The following is an 18,289-nucleotide window of genomic DNA, read 5'->3' as shown; positions in this document are numbered from 1 at the left end:
CCCGATGCCTCATGGATGACCCCCGGCTCGGGGTGCTCCTGTGAAGAGCGACCGACGCCTTCGGCGCCTCGTTGTGCGTGAGACCGTTTGGTGTTGGACGGTCCGGCAGCGTGTTGACGCCGTCCACCTGGCCGCCCCGGTGTTGCAGCGCACACCGGGCCGCACTGCGGCCCGGTGACCACAGCGGAGGGCCGGATGCCGGATGCCCCGGCCCTCCTCTCCCGCGATCCGACCCAGGTCAGGACACGGGGGATCCGTAGACACCCATTTCGTAGATGGAGTAGCCCCACGTCGTCTTTCGCCCTACACCCTGCATGCGAACGTACTGCACCGGCTCGTCCGCGGTGAGCCGGACCACGTCGTTGCCGCACGTGTCCGGGCGCTGGGTTGAGACGGTGGTCCAGTTGGTGCCGTCGGTGGAGGTCTGGATCCGGTACTCCGTCGCGCAGGCGTTCTCCCAGGCAAGGGTCACTGCCGCGACCTTCGCCGGCGCCGCGAGCTTGACCTGCACCCATTCGTTGTCGGAGTAGCCGGAGGCCCAACGGGTGCCCATATCGCTGTCGTTGACATACCGGGCGGCGAGCCGGTCGAGACCCTGCTCCACGCTTGACGCAGTCGCCGTGCCGTCCAGGGCGAGGTTCTTGCCGCCGCCCGCGGCGTCCCACAGTTGGAGCCGGACGTCGGCCTGGACCAGGAAGACGTCGAGGACCCCGTCGCCGACCTTGGGCTGGACCGAGCCCCAGGTGTTGCGCGGCGGACTGACCCGGACGGCGCGCGCTTGCTGCTGCAGATCCTGCGAATCGGCCAGCAGCGCGGCGGCCTTGGTCTCGTCCCCGGCCTGCCGGGCCTCGAGCGCGTCAAGCATGGCGACCATCGCCTTGCCCCACAGCTCGGTGGCGTCCAACCAGGGCGCGGCGTCATCGGTGAATCCCTTCTCCACCGCTCCGCCGCGCAGGGTGGCCGGGGCCGCGGCGATGGCGTTCGCGTAGGTACGCAACGCGGTGAGCGCGTCGGCGCGTCGCCCGTCGTCCCACGCCCGCCAGAACTCGGCCACGCGGGCAGCGAGCGCGGGTGCTTGGGGCTGCCAGGGGGTACTGCCGAAGGTCGGCGCCAGATGCTCGAGGTCACTGAAGACGAGCAGTGCCTTGGTGGCCGCGCGGTCGCCGCCCGCGAGATAGGCCATCGCGCGCGGCCAGCTGGTCTTCGCGTCGTACGCCTTGTCGTTCCAGGTGAAGTCCGCGGTGCCGAAGACCGCGACCTTGCTCGCATACGGCTCATTCATCGGGTTGGCCACGATGCCGGACAGGTGCGCCGAGAGACCGGCCTCACGCTTGTCGTACGGCGCGAGCAGCAGTCGCCCGCTGGTGTTGCCGAAGTCGTTGACCGGGTAGTTGTCCCAGACGAAGACCTTGCGTCCGAACAGCGTCGACACCTTGTCGGCCTGCGCGTTGGTGATCTCCGGGGGGACGACGTCGGTGCCGGTCCACATCACCACGACCGCGGGGTCGAGGGTGGCCCGCATGGTCTGCTTGTAGGCGGTGTCGGTCAGGTCTCCGTACTCCGTGGGCACCGTCTGCAGTGGCTGGGCGCCCTCGTGGGTGGCGATGAAGTTCCGCTGCAGGTCGTTGAGCAGGTCGACCTGGGCCTTCGCTGCCGCGGCACGTCCGGGCGCGCCGAACGCCGCCTGGTCTGCAGCGCAGTTCCACCGGGTGTAGCTGATGTCGTCAAGCGGGATGGAGAAGGACCGGGTGCCCAGGTCGTACAGCGCCTGGAGCTTCTCCTTGAGGGCCTTGCGGTCCGCGGCGTTGGAATAGCAGATCGAACCGCCCGGTGAGACGGCGAATGTGAAGTGCACATGGTTGGTTCCGGCCCGTGCTACCAGCTTGCCCAATTCGGTCAGCTTGTCCGCCGGGTAGGGGTCGCGCCACTTGTCGCGGTGGTACGGATCGTCCTTGGGAGCGTACACATAGGTGTTGGCCTTGACGTCACCATAGAAGTCCATCTGGTCGAGCCGGTCGGCGTGCGTCCACGGCGCGCCGTAGAAGCCTTCGATGGTGCCGCGCAGTGGCATGGACGGGAAGTCGCTGATCTGGGCGCCCGCCACCTTCCAGCCGTCGTCGGACCGGACGAACAACTGGCGCAGTGTCTGCACCGCGTAGAACTGGCCTGCGGCGTCGCTGCCGCCGAGAGTGATCTCCGTGTGCGGATTGCGGCCCGAGACCCGCAGCGCGTATCCCTCGGCCTTGTCGGGTACGGCCGTGTCGCCGAGCGCTTGCGAGATGTCCGGGCGTTCGGCCGGGCCGAGTCGCACCTTGAGCAGACCGGCCGCGGCCGCGGGAATCCCGTCGGGACCGACGATGTCCACCCGGTCCGCGCCGTGCGCCTTGAGCTCCCTGACGAGCCGGTTGCGAGCCGCGGGGTCGGTCCGGTCGTCGGCGACCACGAGCACGCGACCGGTGACGACGGCGGCGTCACCGCTGCCGACGAGTGACTGCGGGGTCGGTGACACCACGGGGACAGGCGCTTGAACAGAGGATGCGGACGCGGGATGGGCCGCGGGCACGGGCAGAAGCGCACCGACGCCGAGGGTCGTGGCCAGCGCGAGGCAGGCTCTGGAAGTGATCTTGCGATTTCTCATGGGATCTCCGTGGTCCGGACCGGCGGCGATCAGCACGTCACCGCCGGTGGTGTACCTGTCAAGAGGGTCGAAACGGAGGGATCGGAAGGGGCCGAAGCGAACCGGTGCGCCACATGCGGGCGGCGCGGGTTCAGCTCAGCTCGTCGACTTCGCGTCATCGAGCCACTTCGGCGTGGGGTGCTTCTCCAGCGAGGCGTAGTCGCCGGTGCAGCGGTCGGTTCAGGCGTTGTCGGATGCGGAGGCGGTCGATGGGCTTGCCCTAAGGAGCAGTGCCAGGGCGCCCGTTACGGCGGGCCCGGTGATTCGTAGCAGGTGTCGGCGACGTCGTCTCACACACAGCTTCCGGGGGACAGGAAGCCACCTCTGGTGTCGGACAGATACGGTCCGAATCCAGAGAAAGGCCCGATGAACAAGGACTATCGGCGCGTCCTCACGCGCTACGCGGGGTCGGGCTCCGGGCTCATGGAGTGAACCTCCAGGCGCCACAGCGAGTAGCCGAAGCCGGTCGCCCGCTTGATGCCCTGCATCCGCACGTACCGGGCGGTCGCCGGGGCGAAGGTGAGCTCGTCGACGCGGGCGCCGGCCGGCTTGTCGCGAACCGAAGCGACCGTCGTCCAGTCAGCGGCGTCGTTGGAGACCTGAATGTCGTAGTCGCGGCCGGAGGCCGTCTCCCAGTCGAGCAGGACACGCTGGACGGTCTGCGGGGAACCGAGGTCGACCTGGATCCATTCGCCGTCGCGGTAGGCACTGGCCCACCGGGTCCTCCCGTCGCCGTCGGTGGCGTTCTCCGGTCCCAGACTTGCCACTTCGGACGAGGACGCGATGGTCGGCCGGTGCAGTGCCAGGTCCGGCACCTCGAAGACACGCATGCTCCACAGCGCGTACCCGTTCTGCTTCTTGTCCGCCTGCGTGCCGACGAGCCGTACGTGCCGTGCCGTGACCGGCTCGAACGTCAGAGTGTCGACTCCCGCGGCGTCGCGGCCGGTACGGCTCGCGACGGTCGTCCAGTTCTCGCCGTCCCGTGACACCTGGACCTCGTAGTCGCGCCCGTAGGCGGGCGCCCAGTCCAGCTCGACCTTGCTGATCGCGACCGGCTTGCCGAGGTTGACCCGCAGCCATGCCTCGTCTCCCGGACCGCTGGCCCACGTGGTGGTGCGCACCCCGTCGAAGGCCGCGGCCGCCTCACCGGCGGAGGCGGTCGACTCCTTGCCCAGGCTCACCTCTCCTGACGCCGGCGTGGCGAGTGTGGTGGAGACCTTCGTCAGTCCGGTGCCCACGCCGAGCTTGCGGACCGTGTCGAGGAAGGTGCTGTACGGCACGTCGGCCTTGGCTCCGCTCCACATCTTCTGCGCCAGCGTGCCGAACGTGGGCTCGACCAGCCTGTGCACGTCGAGTTCCGAGTAGTTGTCCAGGGTCAGGTCGTTCCACACCGCCGACATGGCTCCGAGCAACTGCGGGTCGCCGGGGCGCACGCTCTGCCCGTCGGGGAAGACATTCGGCTCCCACTGGTCGTAGAGGTACTTCCCGTCCAGCCCGTGGCCGTGGTAGTAGTCCGCGAAGGGGACGATGTAGAGCAGGGCGTCATTGGTGTTGATGAAGGAGTAGCCGTCCCGCTTGAGCGCCTGCGGCCCGTACCAGCCGTTGTTCCAGCTGTTCATGGTCACGTCGCGGTCGTAACCGTCGGCATTGGCCGCCATGACCGACAGGCTGCCCCAGGCCCGTGGATGCTTGCCGAGCGAGCGGATGTGGGCGGCCATCTCGTTGAAGTAGTCCCTGTAGCGGGGCTTGTCCACCGTGTACTCGTCGGCACCGAAGTGCACGTCGGGGCTACGGAACCAGGGCACGAACTCGTCGAACACCGACTTCATGAACGCGGTGGTCTCGGGCTTGGACAGATCGAGGTGGTCGGAATCGCCGTTGTTGAGGCCGAGCGACGGGCGGAACCGGGTGAACGCCAGCGAGTGGGCGGGCGCGTCGAACTCGGGGATGATCGTGACGCCGTTCGCGGCGGCGGTGTCCTCGAAGGAGTCCCAGTCGGCGCGGTCGTACGCCCCGTCCTTGGAAGCCAGCCCGGCCAGCTCGGGGTTGTCGGTCTTGAGCCGGAAGCCGGCCTCGACCTGGCTCCAGGGCCTGCCACGCGGGAAGCCGTTGTCGTTGAGGTGAAGCTGCAGCTCGTTGAGCTTGAACCAGCCCATCACCCGCAGGTAGTCGCGGATGTAGTCGGGGGTGAAGAACCGCCGCCCGACGTCCAGCATGAACCCGCGGACTTTGTAGTTGGGCCAGTCCACGGCCGTGCCCACGGGGACGGAATCGCGACCGTCTGCGAGGAGCAGGATCTGCAGCAGGCTGCGGGTTCCGTAGTAGACACCCTTCTCCGTCGGCGCGGCGATTGTCACGTTGCGGTCGCTGGCCGTGAATATGTACCCCTCCTCGGCGAATCGGGCGCCACCCGCCGCGTCGGTGAGGGAGGGGTCGATCGACAGGACGATGTCGCCGTCTTGTGGGACCCGGGGGGAGACGTCCAGCTTGTGCCCTGTCACCTGTTGGATCTCGGTGGAGAGTTGCGCGCCCTGGTCGTCGAGTTGGCCGACCTGCTTCTTGGCCAGCACGATCCGGCTGTTCTTGCGCAGCTGGAACTGACCCGTTCCGCCTTGCCATTGTTGAAGGGCGGGCACCACGGCGGGCCGGGCGTTGCGGTCGGTTGTCGCTGGGGTGGGTTCGGCACCCGCTGATGGGACTGCCAGGAAGGATACGAACACCCCGAGCACCAACACTCTGATCAGTCGAGACGCATGTTGATTTATGCTCACTCTGACCTCCTTTTGGGCGGGATCGAACAACGTATACCCGAACCCCGACGTGAGGTATAGACCACTCGCGCCCTCCCCGGAGGTGTCATGCCGCAGTCGGAGCCAGCTGATGCACAGATGCGGGCCTGCGGGGTCGCCGAAATGTCCGGTCCGGTCCAGTCGCTACGGCTGCCCAGGCCCCAGTCACCCGGGCCAGGCGAGATCTTGCTCGACGTCCTGGCCGCTGGGGTCGGCCCCTGGGACCGGCTGCTTGCCTCCGGTAGATGGGACGTGGGCCTGCGCTTTCCAGCGGCCCTCGGGGTGGAGGGCGCAGGTCGTGTCGTCGCCATGGGGCCGAATGTGACGGCCCCTGCCGTGGGTGACCTGGTGCTGGCCCACAGTGCTCCGCTGCCCGGTCACAGCGGCTTGTGGGCCGAGCAGGTGCTGCTGCGAGCCGCGGACGCGGCACCTCTGCCCGAAGGCCTGGACCCGGCGCGGGCGGCGGCCCTTCCCGTCAACGGCTTGACCGCCTGTCAGGCTTTGGACTGGCTGGACCTGTCCAGCGGCATGCACCTGCTGGTGACGAACGGAGCGGGAGTGACCGGGGCCCTCGTCCTGCAACTCGCGCTCGCGGCCGGAGTCCATGTGACGGCGACGGCGTCCCCCCGCTCCTTTGACCGGCTGCGCCGCCTGGGCGCGACAGAGGTCATCGACTACCAGCGCCCCGCCTGGCCGCGCGAGGTCGGGCGTGTCTTCGATGCGGCGCTCGCCGCAGCTCCCGGAACGGCCGCCACCGCCGGGGAACTTGTCCGCCCAGGTGGTCGGCTGTGCTCCATCACCTCGGACGCCCCGGCCGCGAGCGCTGAACTCGCTTCGGCCGATCTCTACGTTCGTCCGGACGCAGAGACTCTCGCTGTCCTCGCCAGCCAGCTCTGCGACGGCGCACTCGACCTGCCCACGGAGGTACTTCCCCTTGATGAGGGCCCCGGCGCCTTCGACCGGTCCTCGAGGGGCCTCACCGGCGGAACCAAACTCGTGCTCCGCGTGACCGACCCGGCTTCCTGACCGCCACGTCGTTCCTGTACCGAATTCTCACCGATCCAGGATTCCGGCCCTGCACCGTGGCCGATGCCGTGGCCGAGCCGTTCTTCGAGCCTGCCTGAACAGCCGGTGACGGAGAGGAGGGAACTTACTCAGATGGACGACATGTGGGCCGCCGTCGTACGAATCCCGGCAATCAGCATCCGCGCCGTACGCGTGGCCGCAGCCGCCAACGACGCGCCGTGCGGGCAGTCGCGTACCCATGGTGGTGGCGTTGGGTGTCGCGGTGGTCGGCATGGTGCTCGCGGTGGTCAGCGTCCTGGTGGGCAGGAGTAGAACTCGCCCCAAAAGCATGGCAGTTGTGCTACGAGTTCTCCGCCAGCCTCTCCCAGTGGTCGGCGAGCTCGTGCAGCGTGGCCATGAACGGTGCACGCTCCGTCTCGTCGAAGGACTCCAGGAGGACCTTGTCGAGCGCCCGTGCCCGGTCATGGGCCCCGCGGAGGGCCTCGCTGCCCGCGTCGGTGAGGTAGAGCAGCTTGCGGCGGCCGTCGGCGGCATCGGGGCGGCGGGCAAGCAGGCAGCGGTTCTCCAGTCGACGGGCCACATCGGCCATGGTGGATGTGTCCAGGGACACGGCAGCGGCCATGGAGCGCTGGTCGCGCCCCGGGTTGGCTTCGACCGCCTGCAGTACCGCGAACTGCGGGCCGGTCAGCACCGGATCCACGTCGCGCGCCCATACCGCGAGATATGCCTGGTAGAGACGGCGGACTTGATAGCCGGGCGCGGCGGTCAGAGCAGCCGGTATCTCCGGCGTGGTCTCGGCTGTTGGGATCTGGTCGGTCATGGGGCCTACTTAAGCACGCACGGGCTGGACCGAGCGACAGCGGCAGTGGTCGGAATGCGGCGGGAGTGGCCCCTCGGTCAACGGCCGAAACCGGGGTGGATCGACCCCGTCAGGTCGGTCAGCCGGAGTCCGCTGCCGCCGCTCTTGAGGGCGATGATCTCGGCCGCGATGGACACGGCGGTCTCCTCCGGGGTCCGGGCGCCCAGGTCGAGGCCGATCGGGCTGGACAGCCGTTTCAGCTCGGTCTCGGTCAACCCTGCCTCCATGAGCCGGTTCCACCGGTCCCGGTGAGTGCGTCGGGAACCCAGCGCGCCGATGAAGCCGACGTCCGGCAGGCGCAGCGCAACCTGCAGCAGGGGGATGTCGAACTTGTGGTCGTGGGTCAGCACGCAGATCACGGTGCGCCCCTCGATCCGCCCGGCTTCCGCCTCGGCCTGGAGGTATCGGTGCGGCCACTCGACCACGACCTCGTCGGCGCCGGACAGCCGGTCGGCGGTGGCGAACACCGGGCGCGCGTCGCACACCGTGACTCGATAGCCGAGGAACGAGCCCGTGCGGGCCAGGGCGGCCGCGAAGTCGATGGCACCGAAGACGATCATCCGGGGTGGCGGTGCGAAGGACTCGACGAACACCTCCAGCCCGTCGCCGGACACGTCCGGGTCCTCGCTGTCCTCGCTACGGCACGGCCCGTCTGTACCGTAGCGCAGTACACCGGTCCGACCGGCGTCGAGCAGGCCACGGGCGTCCTGGCACAGGATGCCGTCCAGCCGGTCCGAGCCGGTCCCGCCCGCCACCCGGTCCGGCCAGACGATCAGTCGGCGACCGAGGCGTTCCCGTGGCCCGACAATCACGGTGGCAACGGCGACCGGCCGCCTGGCCCGCACCGCCGCGGCCACCTCCCCCAGTTGGGGGAACGTCTCCGGATCGACCTTCTCCACGAACACGTCGAGCGTGCCGCCGCAGGTCAGCCCGACCGCGAAGGCATCGGTGTCGGACACCCCGTACCGCTGGAGCACTGGACGATCTCCGGCGAGGACCTCCTGGCCCAGGTCGTAGACGGCGCTTTCGACGCAGCCGCCCGAGACGCTGCCGACCGCTTCCGCGGCCGGGCCCACCAGCATCGAAGCACCCGGCCGACGGGGAGCGGAGCGATGCGTGGCCACCACGGTGGCCAACGCCGACGCCTTGCCTTCGGCCCACCAGGACACCAGCGGGTCCAGCACGTCACGCATGAGTCACTCCCTTTGGCACCCGAGCGCTCTCCGGACTTTGCTTGTGCCTCAGCCCGCGGTCGAGCCGGTCACCCGCCCGCTGAGCAGGCTTCCGGCGCCCGGCACGACGGGGGGCAGGCCGAGCTCCGTCAGGATGCTGAACGCCGTCGACGTGGCCGCCGACAGCACGGGCAATCCGGCTTCGTCCTCCACCGGCTGGATCGACGCGAGGGACGGCATCTGCACGCACGCCGACAGCACCAGGGCGTCTGCCCGGCGCAGGTCGAGGCGCCGCCAGTGCTCGCGCAGATCGGCGGGGTCGAGGCGGGCGACCGCCAGGTTGTCGGGCACTTCGAGGCTGAGCGCGTCGACCACCTCGACGCCGGCGTCCTCGATGTAGGCAACGACCCGGGTGGTCAGTTCCTTCATGTACGGCGTGATGACGGCGACCCGCCTGGCGCCGAGAGCACTGATGCCGCTGAGCAGGGCACCGGCGCTGGAGACCACTGGAGCCTTGGCGCCTTCGGCGCGCAGCGCGGAGGTGATCTCGGCCTCCGCCACGCAGTGGTGGCCCGGTCCCTGGGCCATGATGGCGACCAGACAGGCGGTGGCGACGACGTCGGGTCGGGCGTCGGCCAGTTCGAGTGCGGCCCGCTCGGTCTGCGCGTTCATTCCGCGCAGCTCCTCGGGGGTGACATGCTTCATCCGCATTCTGCTGCTGTGGAACACGAAGCGGTCATCGGGTTCGACGGCCTCGCGGGCGTTCAGCATGCGCGGCAGTTCGGTTTCCATCGTCAGGTTGGAGCTGGGCACGATCAGGCCGATGTGATGGTCCGTCATGGGTGGGGTCCTCCGGTTGAGTGTGCGGCGTCGTCAATGGACGTGGCCCGCCGTCACGGCGTGGGTGGGGCTTGTGCCGCGGCAGGCAACGTTCGCCCCGTTGCCTGCCGCGGCACTAGGCGCCAGTGCGAGGCCGGGAAAGGATGGTGCTCAGAGCCGTACGCAGGGCCGTGAGAGCGGTCGCCGGGGCGTCCCAGAAGATCATGTGCCCGGCTCCGGGGACCTGGTGCAGCGAGGCCGACGGGTTGCTCACGGTGGCCTCCTGCGCCCCCGCGTCGGTCACGACCGGGCTGTCGGCGCCGTACATCAGGTGCGCGGGCTCGGGTACACGCGGCCACCAGTCGAAGAAGTCCTCGTGCTCGAATCCGTGGTGCGTGGCCACGATGGCCTCCTCGGCGCAGCTGGACAGCCAGCGCGCCCGCAGTTCCTGCTCGCGCCTCGGCCAGTCGGGCCAGGAGAGGGCTACCTCGTCGGCATCTGTGCCACGCCGGGCCTCGGACAGCTGCCGCCGGAAAGCGTCCAGACGGGTGGGGTACGGTCCGCGGCTCGGGCCGCTCATCGGCGGTTCGGCCAGGACCGTCCCCCGTAGGACCACCTTGGCCCGCACCGCGACGACGGCTGCGATCCGCGCGCCCATGGAGTGGCCGAGCAGCAACGGCCGTTCGAGTTCCAGTCCGGTGATGAGAGCTTCGGTGTCCTTGGCGTAGTCCTCCAGCCCGTAGCCCTCGCCGTCGTCCGACAGTCCGCGGCCGCGTACGTCCAGCACCACGGGTCTGACCAGATCGGTCAGTTCACGGGCGACGAAGTCCATGGTGATGGCGGGGCTGGTGATGCCGGGAAGGACGACCAGCGGGGGCAGGTCGCCGCCGTAGTCGAGGGCATGCAGCCGGAGGCCGCCGGAGCGGACCCATCTGCTGGTGGCGGGCGTGGCTGCGAGGTCGGCGAGCCCGGACTGCAGGACCGATCGCTGGGACACGGGATTCCTCCTCAAGAGTGTGCGCGTCGGGTGGTACGGGGGGCGGTCGGCCCGGACGGGGAGCTGACGTAGCCGATGGCGTCGTCGAGACTGATGACGTCGCCGTACTTGGCCTGGATGTCGAAGAGCGCCGCCTCGGCTGGGCCGTCGGCCCGGTCGCCGACGCAGGCCTGGGGTACCAGCACCGGGAAGCCTGACTGGACGGCATCTACAGCGGTGGCCCGTACGCAGCCGCTGGTCGTGGCACCACACACCACGACGGTGTCACAGCCGAGTGCGGTCAGGGTGGCGCCGAGGTGGGTGCCGAAGAACGCGGAGGCTCCCTTTTTCACCACCAGCAGGTCGTGTCCGGGCCGCATGGGCAGTCGGGGGTCGATGGCCACCGCGTCGCTGCCCTCGACCAGTTCGCGCAGACCCGGTGCCTTGCGTAGCCAGGCGATCGAATCGCCGGTCGACTCGGCCTCGGTGTAGGCGATGGCAGTGAAGATCACCGGAACGTCGGCCGGGCGTCCCGCCTCGATCAGGCGGGTGGTCGCGGCCACGACCCCGGTCAGGTCGGCGCCCGAGGGATACGAGTCCTCGGTGAAGCCCCGGGTCAGGTCCACCACGACGATCGCCGGACGGCTGCCGCGCCGGACCGGGGCGCCGAAACCGGCCTTCGTGTAGGTGTGAAGGGTGCTGGCACCGTAGATTCCCCTGCTCATCGGCCCCTGCCCAGGAGTCGGCCCTGGAAGAACCCGAAGAGGAAGGCGGCGGCGACCGGCCCGTACTTCTTCAGCAGCGGGCCGGCGATCAGCGACAGCCCGTTCAGCTCGGCGGAGGGCGTGGCGGCCACGGCGGCGGATGTACCGGGAGCCGTGCCGGCCACGGGTGCGGACGGGCCGGGAGGTGCGGCGGCGGTGGCCGGGAGAACGGCCGCATCGCCCTGGGCGAGGAGGAGGTTTCCGAGGTTCTGGGCGAACTGCTGGAGGATCCGGTCCGACACTGTGGCGATGGCGCCCTTGCCGAACTGGGCGATCTTGCCACGGATCACCAGGTCGGTGGTGAGGTTCAGTTGCGCGCCGTCCGAGGCCGGGAGCACCTCCACACGGACCTCGGCCTCGGCGTCGCCGCTGCCGTGCGTGTCCGCGCCACTGGCGTGGACACGCAGGTACCGCTTCTCGGCGTCGACCTCCAGGAAGCGCACGCTGCCGGCGTAGGCGGCCGTGATCGGACCCACCTTGACCTTCACGGCACCACGCCAGGCGTCGCCGTCACGGCCCGCGAGAGTGGCGCCCGGCATGCAGGACGCCACTCGTTGCACGTCGCTGATCAGGGCGAACACCGCGTCGGGCGCGGCTTTGACGGGGACGGTGTTGATCAGTTGCATGATGTCTCCTCGGTGCCCGCGGCCCGCTGGGCGCGCCGGGCGGTCGCGCAGGCGTCGATCGCCTCGACGATGGTCTGGTAGCCGGTGCACCGGCACAGGTTCGCGGCGACGACCTCCCGGATCTCCTCCTTGGTTGCCTCGGGCCGCTCCGTGAGGAAACCCTGGGCGAGCATCAGGAAGCCGGGGGTGCAGAAGCCGCACTGCAGGCCGTGGTGTTCGGTGAAAGCCCGCTGCAGATCGTTGAGTTCGCCGGTGCCGGGGTCGGCAAGGGACTCCACGGTGGTGAGCTGCTTTCCCTCCGCCTGTGCGGCGAACATCAGGCAGGCCCTCACCGGGAGCCCGTCGACGAGCACGGTGCATGCTCCGCAGATGCCGTGCTCGCAGCCGACGTGGGTACCGGTCAGCCGCAGGTTGTGGCGGAGCACGTCCACCAGGGTGCGGCGCGGCGAGGTGATCACTTCGCACGACGTGCCGTTCACGTCGAGGGTGAGGAGCTGGACGTCGTCGCCCAGGCTGCCGGTGTCGTTCATGGTGTCTGCTCCAGTGCGGGCGAGGTCAGGGCGCGGTGGACCGTCTCCGGCGTGATGGGTGTGTTGTCCAGTTCGACGCGCGTGGCGCGCAGCGCGTCGTTGACGGCGTTGAGTACGGCGGCCGGGGCCCCGATGGTGCCGCCCTCCCCGGCTCCCTTGGCCCCGGTCTCGGTGAAGGCGCACGGGGTCTCCAGGTGGTGGATGGTGACCTCGGGGATCTCGTGGGCGGTGGGGACCTTGTAGTCCATGAAGCTGGTGGCCGACGGCTCGCCCTGCCCGTCGTAGGTCACCTGCTCGAAGAGCGCCCCTGCGATGCCCTGGGCGATGCCGCCCCGGCACTGGCCTTCCACGACCTGCGGGTTGATCGCCACACCGCAGTCCTCGACGCAGACGTACGCGAGGATCTCAACCTGGCCGGTGCCCTCGTGCAGTTCGACGACGACGCCGTGGGTGGCGTTGGAGAAGGTGCCGTCGTTGAAGACGTCGAAGGCGGCGGTGGCGGTGAGGCCGGGGTCGATGTCCTTGGGCAGCAGGTGGGATTTGAGGTACGCGGTTTCGGCCAGGTGCTCGTGGGTCAGTACTGCGTCCGGGTCATCGCGGCGGCGCACCCGGCCCCGGTCCAGTTCGGTCTCTTCCGGGGGGATGCCCCACTCGGCGGCGGCAATCGCGCGGAGCTTGTCGCCCAGCTTGGCCGCGGCCAGGCGCACGGCACTGCCGCCGACCGTGATCGAACGGCTGGCGAAAGTGCCCCAGCCGTAGGTGATGCGATCGGTGTCGCCCTGGTGGAGTTTGACCTTGGCGATGTCGACGTGGAGCGCGTCGGCGACGATCTGCGCCATGGTCGTCTCGTGGCTCTGCCCGTGGCTGATCGTTCCGCTGGTGACGGTGACCGCGCCGCTGGTGTCCATGCGGGCCTCGGCGAGGTCGAACCCGGGGACGACCTCCATCTTGCGCGCCGCGAAGGCGGTGGAGCCGTAGCCGGTGCGTTCGCTGAAGCAGCTGTAGCCGATGCCGATGTGTCGTCCTTCGGCTCGGGCGGCGGCCTGCCGGCCGTACCAGCCCGCCTCCTTCAGTGCCTGCTCGCACAGGTTGAGGGATTCGAGGTAGGAACCGGGGTCGTAGGTGATGTTGTTGACGCCGGTGTACGGGAACTCGGTGATGATGTTGCGGCGTCGGATCTCGACCGGGTCCAGTCCCAGTGCGCGGGCGGCGCGTTCCATGAGCCGCTCGACCACCATCACGTACTGCGGTCGGCTCACACCCCGATAGGGGGCGGTGGGCGCCTTGTTGGTGGTGATGGCCCGGCCGCGTACCCGGTAGGCGGGGACCTTGTAGACGCCGGACATCTCGGCGGAGGCCATCAACGGCTCGATGCCGGCTGTGAACGGGTAGCAGGAGTAGGCGCCCATGTCACACACCACGTCCGCGTCGAGGCCGAGGATCCGACCGTCGACGTCGAAGGCGGCGCGTGCGGTGTAGTGCTGTTCGCGGGCGAGGAAGGACGCGGACAGGGCGTCCTTGCGGTCCTCGATCCACTTGACGGGTCGGCGCAGTCGTAGAGCAGCCGCCGCGGTGGCGATCTCCTCGCGGCCGACCACGCACTTGAGGCCGAATCCGCCGCCCATGTCGGGCACGATCACGCGCACCGCGCGCTCGTCGAGCCGCAGACAGCGCGAGGCGACGGTGCGCACCTGGTGCGGGACCTGGGTACAGGTGTGCAGGACGAGTTGTTCCTCGCGGCCGTCCCAGTGCGCGACCGCACCGCGGGTCTCGAGCGGCAGCGCGTTCTGCCGGCCGGTCCTCGCCTCCACGCGGACGACGCAGGGGGCGTTGTCGAAGATCTCATCGATGCCCTCGGTGGCGAACAGGGAGACATCGACCAGGGTGTTGTGCGTGGCCTCCTCGTGCACCAGCGGGGCGCCGGGGGCGAGGGCCTGATCCTCACAGGTGACGGGTGCGAGGGTCTCGTACGTCACCTTGGCCGCCTCCAGGCCGTCCTCGGCGGCGTAGGCGTCAATGGCGACGACGATGGCGATGGGCTCGCCGACGTAGCGGACCCGGTCGCGGGCGAGGACGGGCATCGCAGTGGGCACAAACTCGGTGAGCGGGCGGCCGAGTTGGGCTGTGATGTCGCCCAGGTCCAGGTCCATGGCGGTGAACGCGGCGACGACACCGGGCACTTGGCGCACCTGAGTGAGGTCGACCTCGGCGAGCGCCGCGTGGGCGACCGTGCTGCGGACGAACTGCGCGTGCAGCATGCCGGGCAGTTCGACGTCGTCGACGAAACGGCCGTGCCCGGTCAGCAGTCGGGGATCCTCGCGGCGGGCCACCGCCCTGCCGACCAGCCGGTCGTCCTTGGCGGATCTCATCGGGACATCGCCTCCTCACAGGCGCGCTCGACCAAAGTGCGGATCAGGTGCTTGCGGTACTGGGTGCTGCCATTCGCGTCTCCCGGAGGGTCCACGGCTGCCGCTGCCGCCTTCGCGCAGTCACGGAAGGTGCCGCCGGCGGCCAGCACCGCCTCCGCCTCCTGGACCCGTACCGGCATCGCGGCCACACCGCCGAGGGCAACTCGACCGCCGTGGACGGCCCGGCCGTCGGAGTCCAGGTCGACGGCGGCCGAGACGATGGCGAAGTCCCCGCGGCGCTCGGCGAACTCGGTGAGCGCCGCGTGGGGCGCGGGACGCGGGAAGACGATCTCGACAAGGATCTCGTCGGCGTCCAAAGCGGTCGTGTAGTAGCCGAAGAAGAACTCCCGGGCCCGAATGCGGCGTTGGCCGCGCAAACTCTGGGCCACGAATTCGGCGTCCAGCAGTACGGCGAGCAGACACCACTCGGCGGTCGAGTCGCCGTGGGCCATACTGCCGCCGACCGTGCCGCGGGTACGGATCGGCACATGACCGATCCACGCCATGGCGTCGCGGATGATGTCGAAACCCGCTCCCAGCTTGTGCGGCGGGGAGATCTCCACCGTGTGATGAGTGGTGAGCGCCCCGATGCGCAGCTCGCCTTCGGCGCCGACCCCGAGATGGTCGAGCTCACGTAGGCAGCCGATGTCGACCAGGTGCGCCGGGCGGGCCAGCCGGAAGTTCATCATCGCGACCAGGCTCTGGCCGCCGGCGATGACCTTGGCGTCGTCGCCCAGTTCGGCGAGGAGCGCTGTGGTGTCCTCGACGTCGCGCGCCCGGTGGTAGCGGAAGGGAGCGGGCTTCATGTCTCTCCTGTCGTACGGAGTCGGCGGGCAGAGTGTGCCCGGTCAGGCGGTGCGCGCCCTCAGAGCACCGCTTGATCGGATGCCGGTACCGGTGCCGGTCGGGCTCTCGGAGCGTCCTCGGTGCCGCCGTCCAGTGCCCGTCCCTTCGTCTCGGGAGCTGCGACCGCCATCCAGACGACGGCCCCCACCACAGTCAGAGCCAGCACCGCGAAGGTCAGCGGCAGCCCCAGCAGCGGCCACATCACCGAGCCGAACAGCAGCGGTGCGAAGCCGGTGAGCACCCGGCTGAAGGACGACGCCCAGCCGAAACCGCTGGCCCGCAGCAGCGTCGGGTACAACTCGGACACGTAGGCGTACATGGCCGGGATGGCCAGCTGCATCAGGAAGCCGAAGACCGCTATGGCCACCACGGATCCTGTCGGCATGTCCAACAGGAGCGCGAACGTGACCAGCGCCAGGGAGGCCAACGGGGCCGTGACACCGATGAGCCACTTCCGGCCGACCAGGTCCACCAGCACGGTGGACGTCAGGACGCCGATGATGCCGACGCCGCTCATCAGCGTGGTGCTCATGAAGGCGGCCGTGTCGCCCAGGCCTTCCGCCTTGAGGATCGACGGCATCCAGCTCAGCGCCGCGTAGTACACCAGCATGACGGTTGCGAACAGCAGCCAGGCGGCGGAGGTGATGTGTGGGCTGAACTTCCAGACGTCTCGGAGCTGTTCGAGGGCCGCTCTGGGTCCAGTGGCCCCGGCGTCCTCGACCGGGGCAGGTATGGCATACGGCTCGACCGGCGCTCCGGTGCGGGCCACCAGGTCATCGATGACGGCGCGCGCCTCGGTCTCCCTGCCCTTCTTGCTGAGGTAGACCGGCGACTCGGGGACGCCTCGGCGTACCCAGAACAGCAGCAGTGCCGGGACGGTCATGGTGGTGAGCATCCATCGCCAGTTGTTGTCGAGTGTCAGCATGGCCGTCGACACCAGACCGCACAGCGTCACACCGACCGGCCACCACGCGTCCAGCGCGGTAAGGACACGCCCGCGGTACTTCTTCGGGGAGAACTCCGCCACCAGCGCGTAGTCGACGGGGATACATCCGCCGAGTCCGATGCCGGCGACGAAGCGCAGGGCCAGGAAGACCGAGTAGCTCGGGGCGAGGGCGCTGACCACCGAGAAGAGCGCGAAGATCAGCAGCGTGATACTGAACGCCTTCTTGCGGCCGATGCGGTCCGCGACGGCGCCCCAGGCCACCGCGCCCACGGCCATACCGACCAGGTTGGAGGTGGCGACGAGGCCGCGCTCGGAGAGCGTGAGGTCGAAGTGCCCACCCAGCAGCGGCATGAGGAAGCCGTTGAGGGCGATGTCGTAGGCGTCGAACAGGTAGCCGAGGCCGCCGATGATGAAGATCTTGCCTTGAACTCCCCATCTCCAGGGGAGGTCCTGAACAATCTGGTCGCCTGTTTTCACGTTCACTCCACGGGTGTTCGAGGGGGACGCGCCCGCACGGAGCGGACACCGGGGGTGCCAAGGCTGGGGAGCGGGGAAGCGGAAGCGCGGGCTGGTTCCGTCAGCGGGCGAAGCGGTAGTCGTATGCACCCAGGTCCGGGTCGCTGAGCGGTGTGCCGCTCCACAGCCAGTGGTAGGAGACGTCGGACTCGCCGTCGAAGCCACGCCTGAGCAGGTCGTCCCGGACCTCCTGCTGGGTGCCGTCCGGGTAGTGGTAGAAGGTCTTGTTCTGCAAAGACGCGTCCTGAACCATGCCTGCGTGCTTGGCGCGCCGGTCGACGTAGCGGCGCAGCGCGACCTCGATGCCGTCGGCGGTGACGCGGCCCAGTTCCTCGGCGAGGACGGCGGCGTCCTCCATGGCCTGGGAGGCGCCCTGGGCCTGGTAGGGCAGCATGGCGTGGCAGGCGTCGCCCAGGAGGGCCACACGGCCGTCCACCCAGACCGGATCGCGGCGGCGGTGGTAGAGGGCGAAGGCCAGGACGTCGTCCTTGGCCTTGGACAGCATCGCCGCGACGCGGTCGTCCCAGTCGGAGTACGCGTTCACGAGCGCGTCGGCATCGACGGTGACGGTCCACTTCTCGGCGACCTCGTCCGTGCACGGGACGCAGCCGACGACGTTGAGGTACTCACCGCCGCGGATCATGTAGTGGACCAGGTGCCGGCCGGGGCCGTACCAGATGGTGCTCTGAAACCGGTCCATCAGGAAACGGGTCGCCGGGTCCGCGGCGATGAGGTCGCCGGGGATCAGGGCTCGGAAGGCCATCTCCCCTGAGAACTCCAGGGTGTCCGGCAGGCCCATGAGGTCGCGGACGCGGGAACGGATGCCGTCGGCGCCGATCACTACGTCGGCTGCGAAGCGCCGGCCGTCCTCGGTCACCGCGATCGGGCGGCGGGGATCGCTGCGGTCCAGTTCGACGACCCGGCAGGCCGTGCGCAGTTCGACGACGGGTCCGGGTCCGGCCGGATCGATGCAGGCGTCCGTGAGGACTTGGTGCAGATCGGCGCGGTGGTAGTGCCAGTACGGCGCGTTGTAACGCTTCTTGCAGAAGTCACCGAGCTCGGTCAACCCGACGATGCTGCCGTCCTTCCACCTCCGCCGCACCTGGTCCTGGGGCTCGGTGCGGATGGCCTCCAGTTGCTTGCGCAGCCCCAGTCCGAGCAGGATCCGACTTGCGTTGGGTGCCGTCTGGATGCCTGCGCCGATCTCGCCGAACTGCGGCGCCTGCTCCAACACGGTTACCTTCAGGCCTCGTTGCCGTAGCGATAGCGCGGCAGTCATCCCACCGAGCCCACCTCCGACAATGACGACTTCGAACGATTGAGTAGATCGCATGT

Annotated in this window: 14 protein-coding genes; 1 reads left to right on the top strand and 13 read right to left on the bottom strand. The window is 69.3% G+C overall.

Features of this window, described 5'->3' with window-relative positions:
- Positions 1–238: 238 nt before the first annotated feature.
- Both BIV24_RS22710 and BIV24_RS22705 read right to left on the bottom strand, forming a co-directional pair.
- A complete protein-coding gene (locus BIV24_RS22710; protein ID WP_071368309.1) occupies positions 239–2,638 on the bottom strand; it encodes a glycoside hydrolase family 84 protein in 2,400 nt (799 codons plus the stop codon).
- 437 nt (positions 2,639–3,075) lie between these two features.
- On the bottom strand, positions 3,076–5,397 hold the full coding sequence (locus BIV24_RS22705; protein WP_245766897.1) for a discoidin domain-containing protein: 2,322 nt from the start codon (positions 5,395–5,397) through the stop codon (positions 3,076–3,078).
- Between the two features lie 138 nt (positions 5,398–5,535).
- Between BIV24_RS22705 and BIV24_RS22700 the strand changes: the two genes are divergently transcribed.
- Positions 5,536–6,492 (top strand): NADP-dependent oxidoreductase, encoded by a 957-nt coding sequence (locus BIV24_RS22700; RefSeq protein ID WP_079168445.1) that lies wholly within the window; start codon positions 5,536–5,538, stop codon positions 6,490–6,492.
- Between the two features lie 340 nt (positions 6,493–6,832).
- On the opposite strand, the gene BIV24_RS22695 is transcribed toward BIV24_RS22700, so the two are convergent.
- The 11 genes from BIV24_RS22695 to BIV24_RS22645 form a co-directional block, all read right to left on the bottom strand.
- A complete protein-coding gene (locus BIV24_RS22695) occupies positions 6,833–7,312 on the bottom strand; it encodes a MarR family winged helix-turn-helix transcriptional regulator (protein ID WP_071368243.1) in 480 nt (159 codons plus the stop codon).
- A 77-nt stretch (positions 7,313–7,389) separates the two neighbouring features.
- Entirely contained in the window at positions 7,390–8,544 is a 1,155-nt protein-coding gene (locus BIV24_RS22690; protein ID WP_071368242.1) for an XdhC family protein, read from the bottom strand.
- A 48-nt stretch (positions 8,545–8,592) separates the two neighbouring features.
- Positions 8,593–9,363 (bottom strand): maleate cis-trans isomerase family protein, encoded by a 771-nt coding sequence (locus tag BIV24_RS22685; protein WP_071368241.1) that lies wholly within the window; start codon positions 9,361–9,363, stop codon positions 8,593–8,595.
- Positions 9,364–9,478: 115 nt separating this feature from the next.
- Complete coding sequence (locus BIV24_RS22680) at positions 9,479–10,339, bottom strand: alpha/beta fold hydrolase (protein ID WP_071368240.1); 861 nt, start codon at positions 10,337–10,339, stop codon at positions 9,479–9,481.
- A gap of 11 nt (positions 10,340–10,350) precedes the next feature.
- On the bottom strand, positions 10,351–11,043 hold the full coding sequence (locus BIV24_RS22675) for an isochorismatase family protein (RefSeq protein ID WP_071368239.1): 693 nt from the start codon (positions 11,041–11,043) through the stop codon (positions 10,351–10,353).
- Positions 11,040–11,708, bottom strand: a complete 669-nt coding sequence (locus BIV24_RS22670) for an SRPBCC family protein (RefSeq protein WP_071368238.1) — start codon at positions 11,706–11,708, stop codon at positions 11,040–11,042. Before BIV24_RS22670 ends, BIV24_RS22675 begins: the two co-directional genes overlap by 4 nt.
- On the bottom strand, positions 11,699–12,238 hold the full coding sequence (locus tag BIV24_RS22665; RefSeq protein ID WP_071368237.1) for a (2Fe-2S)-binding protein: 540 nt from the start codon (positions 12,236–12,238) through the stop codon (positions 11,699–11,701). Before BIV24_RS22665 ends, BIV24_RS22670 begins: the two co-directional genes overlap by 10 nt.
- Positions 12,235–14,607 (bottom strand): xanthine dehydrogenase family protein molybdopterin-binding subunit, encoded by a 2,373-nt coding sequence (locus BIV24_RS22660; RefSeq protein WP_071368236.1) that lies wholly within the window; start codon positions 14,605–14,607, stop codon positions 12,235–12,237. The genes BIV24_RS22665 and BIV24_RS22660 overlap by 4 nt, the downstream gene beginning before the upstream one ends.
- A complete protein-coding gene (locus BIV24_RS22655; protein ID WP_071368235.1) occupies positions 14,604–15,452 on the bottom strand; it encodes an FAD binding domain-containing protein in 849 nt (282 codons plus the stop codon). Before BIV24_RS22655 ends, BIV24_RS22660 begins: the two co-directional genes overlap by 4 nt.
- Positions 15,453–15,511: 59 nt before the next feature.
- Positions 15,512–16,915, bottom strand: a complete 1,404-nt coding sequence (locus BIV24_RS22650) for an MFS transporter (protein WP_071368307.1) — start codon at positions 16,913–16,915, stop codon at positions 15,512–15,514.
- Between the two features lie 100 nt (positions 16,916–17,015).
- A complete protein-coding gene (locus BIV24_RS22645; protein ID WP_071368234.1) occupies positions 17,016–18,287 on the bottom strand; it encodes an FAD-dependent oxidoreductase in 1,272 nt (423 codons plus the stop codon).
- Positions 18,288–18,289: the final 2 nt, after the last annotated feature.

Origin of the sequence: Streptomyces colonosanans, assembly GCF_001866645.1 — a bacterium.
Lineage (GTDB): Bacteria > Actinomycetota > Actinomycetes > Streptomycetales > Streptomycetaceae > Streptomyces > Streptomyces colonosanans.
This window is presented reverse-complemented; position numbering and strand designations above follow the sequence as displayed.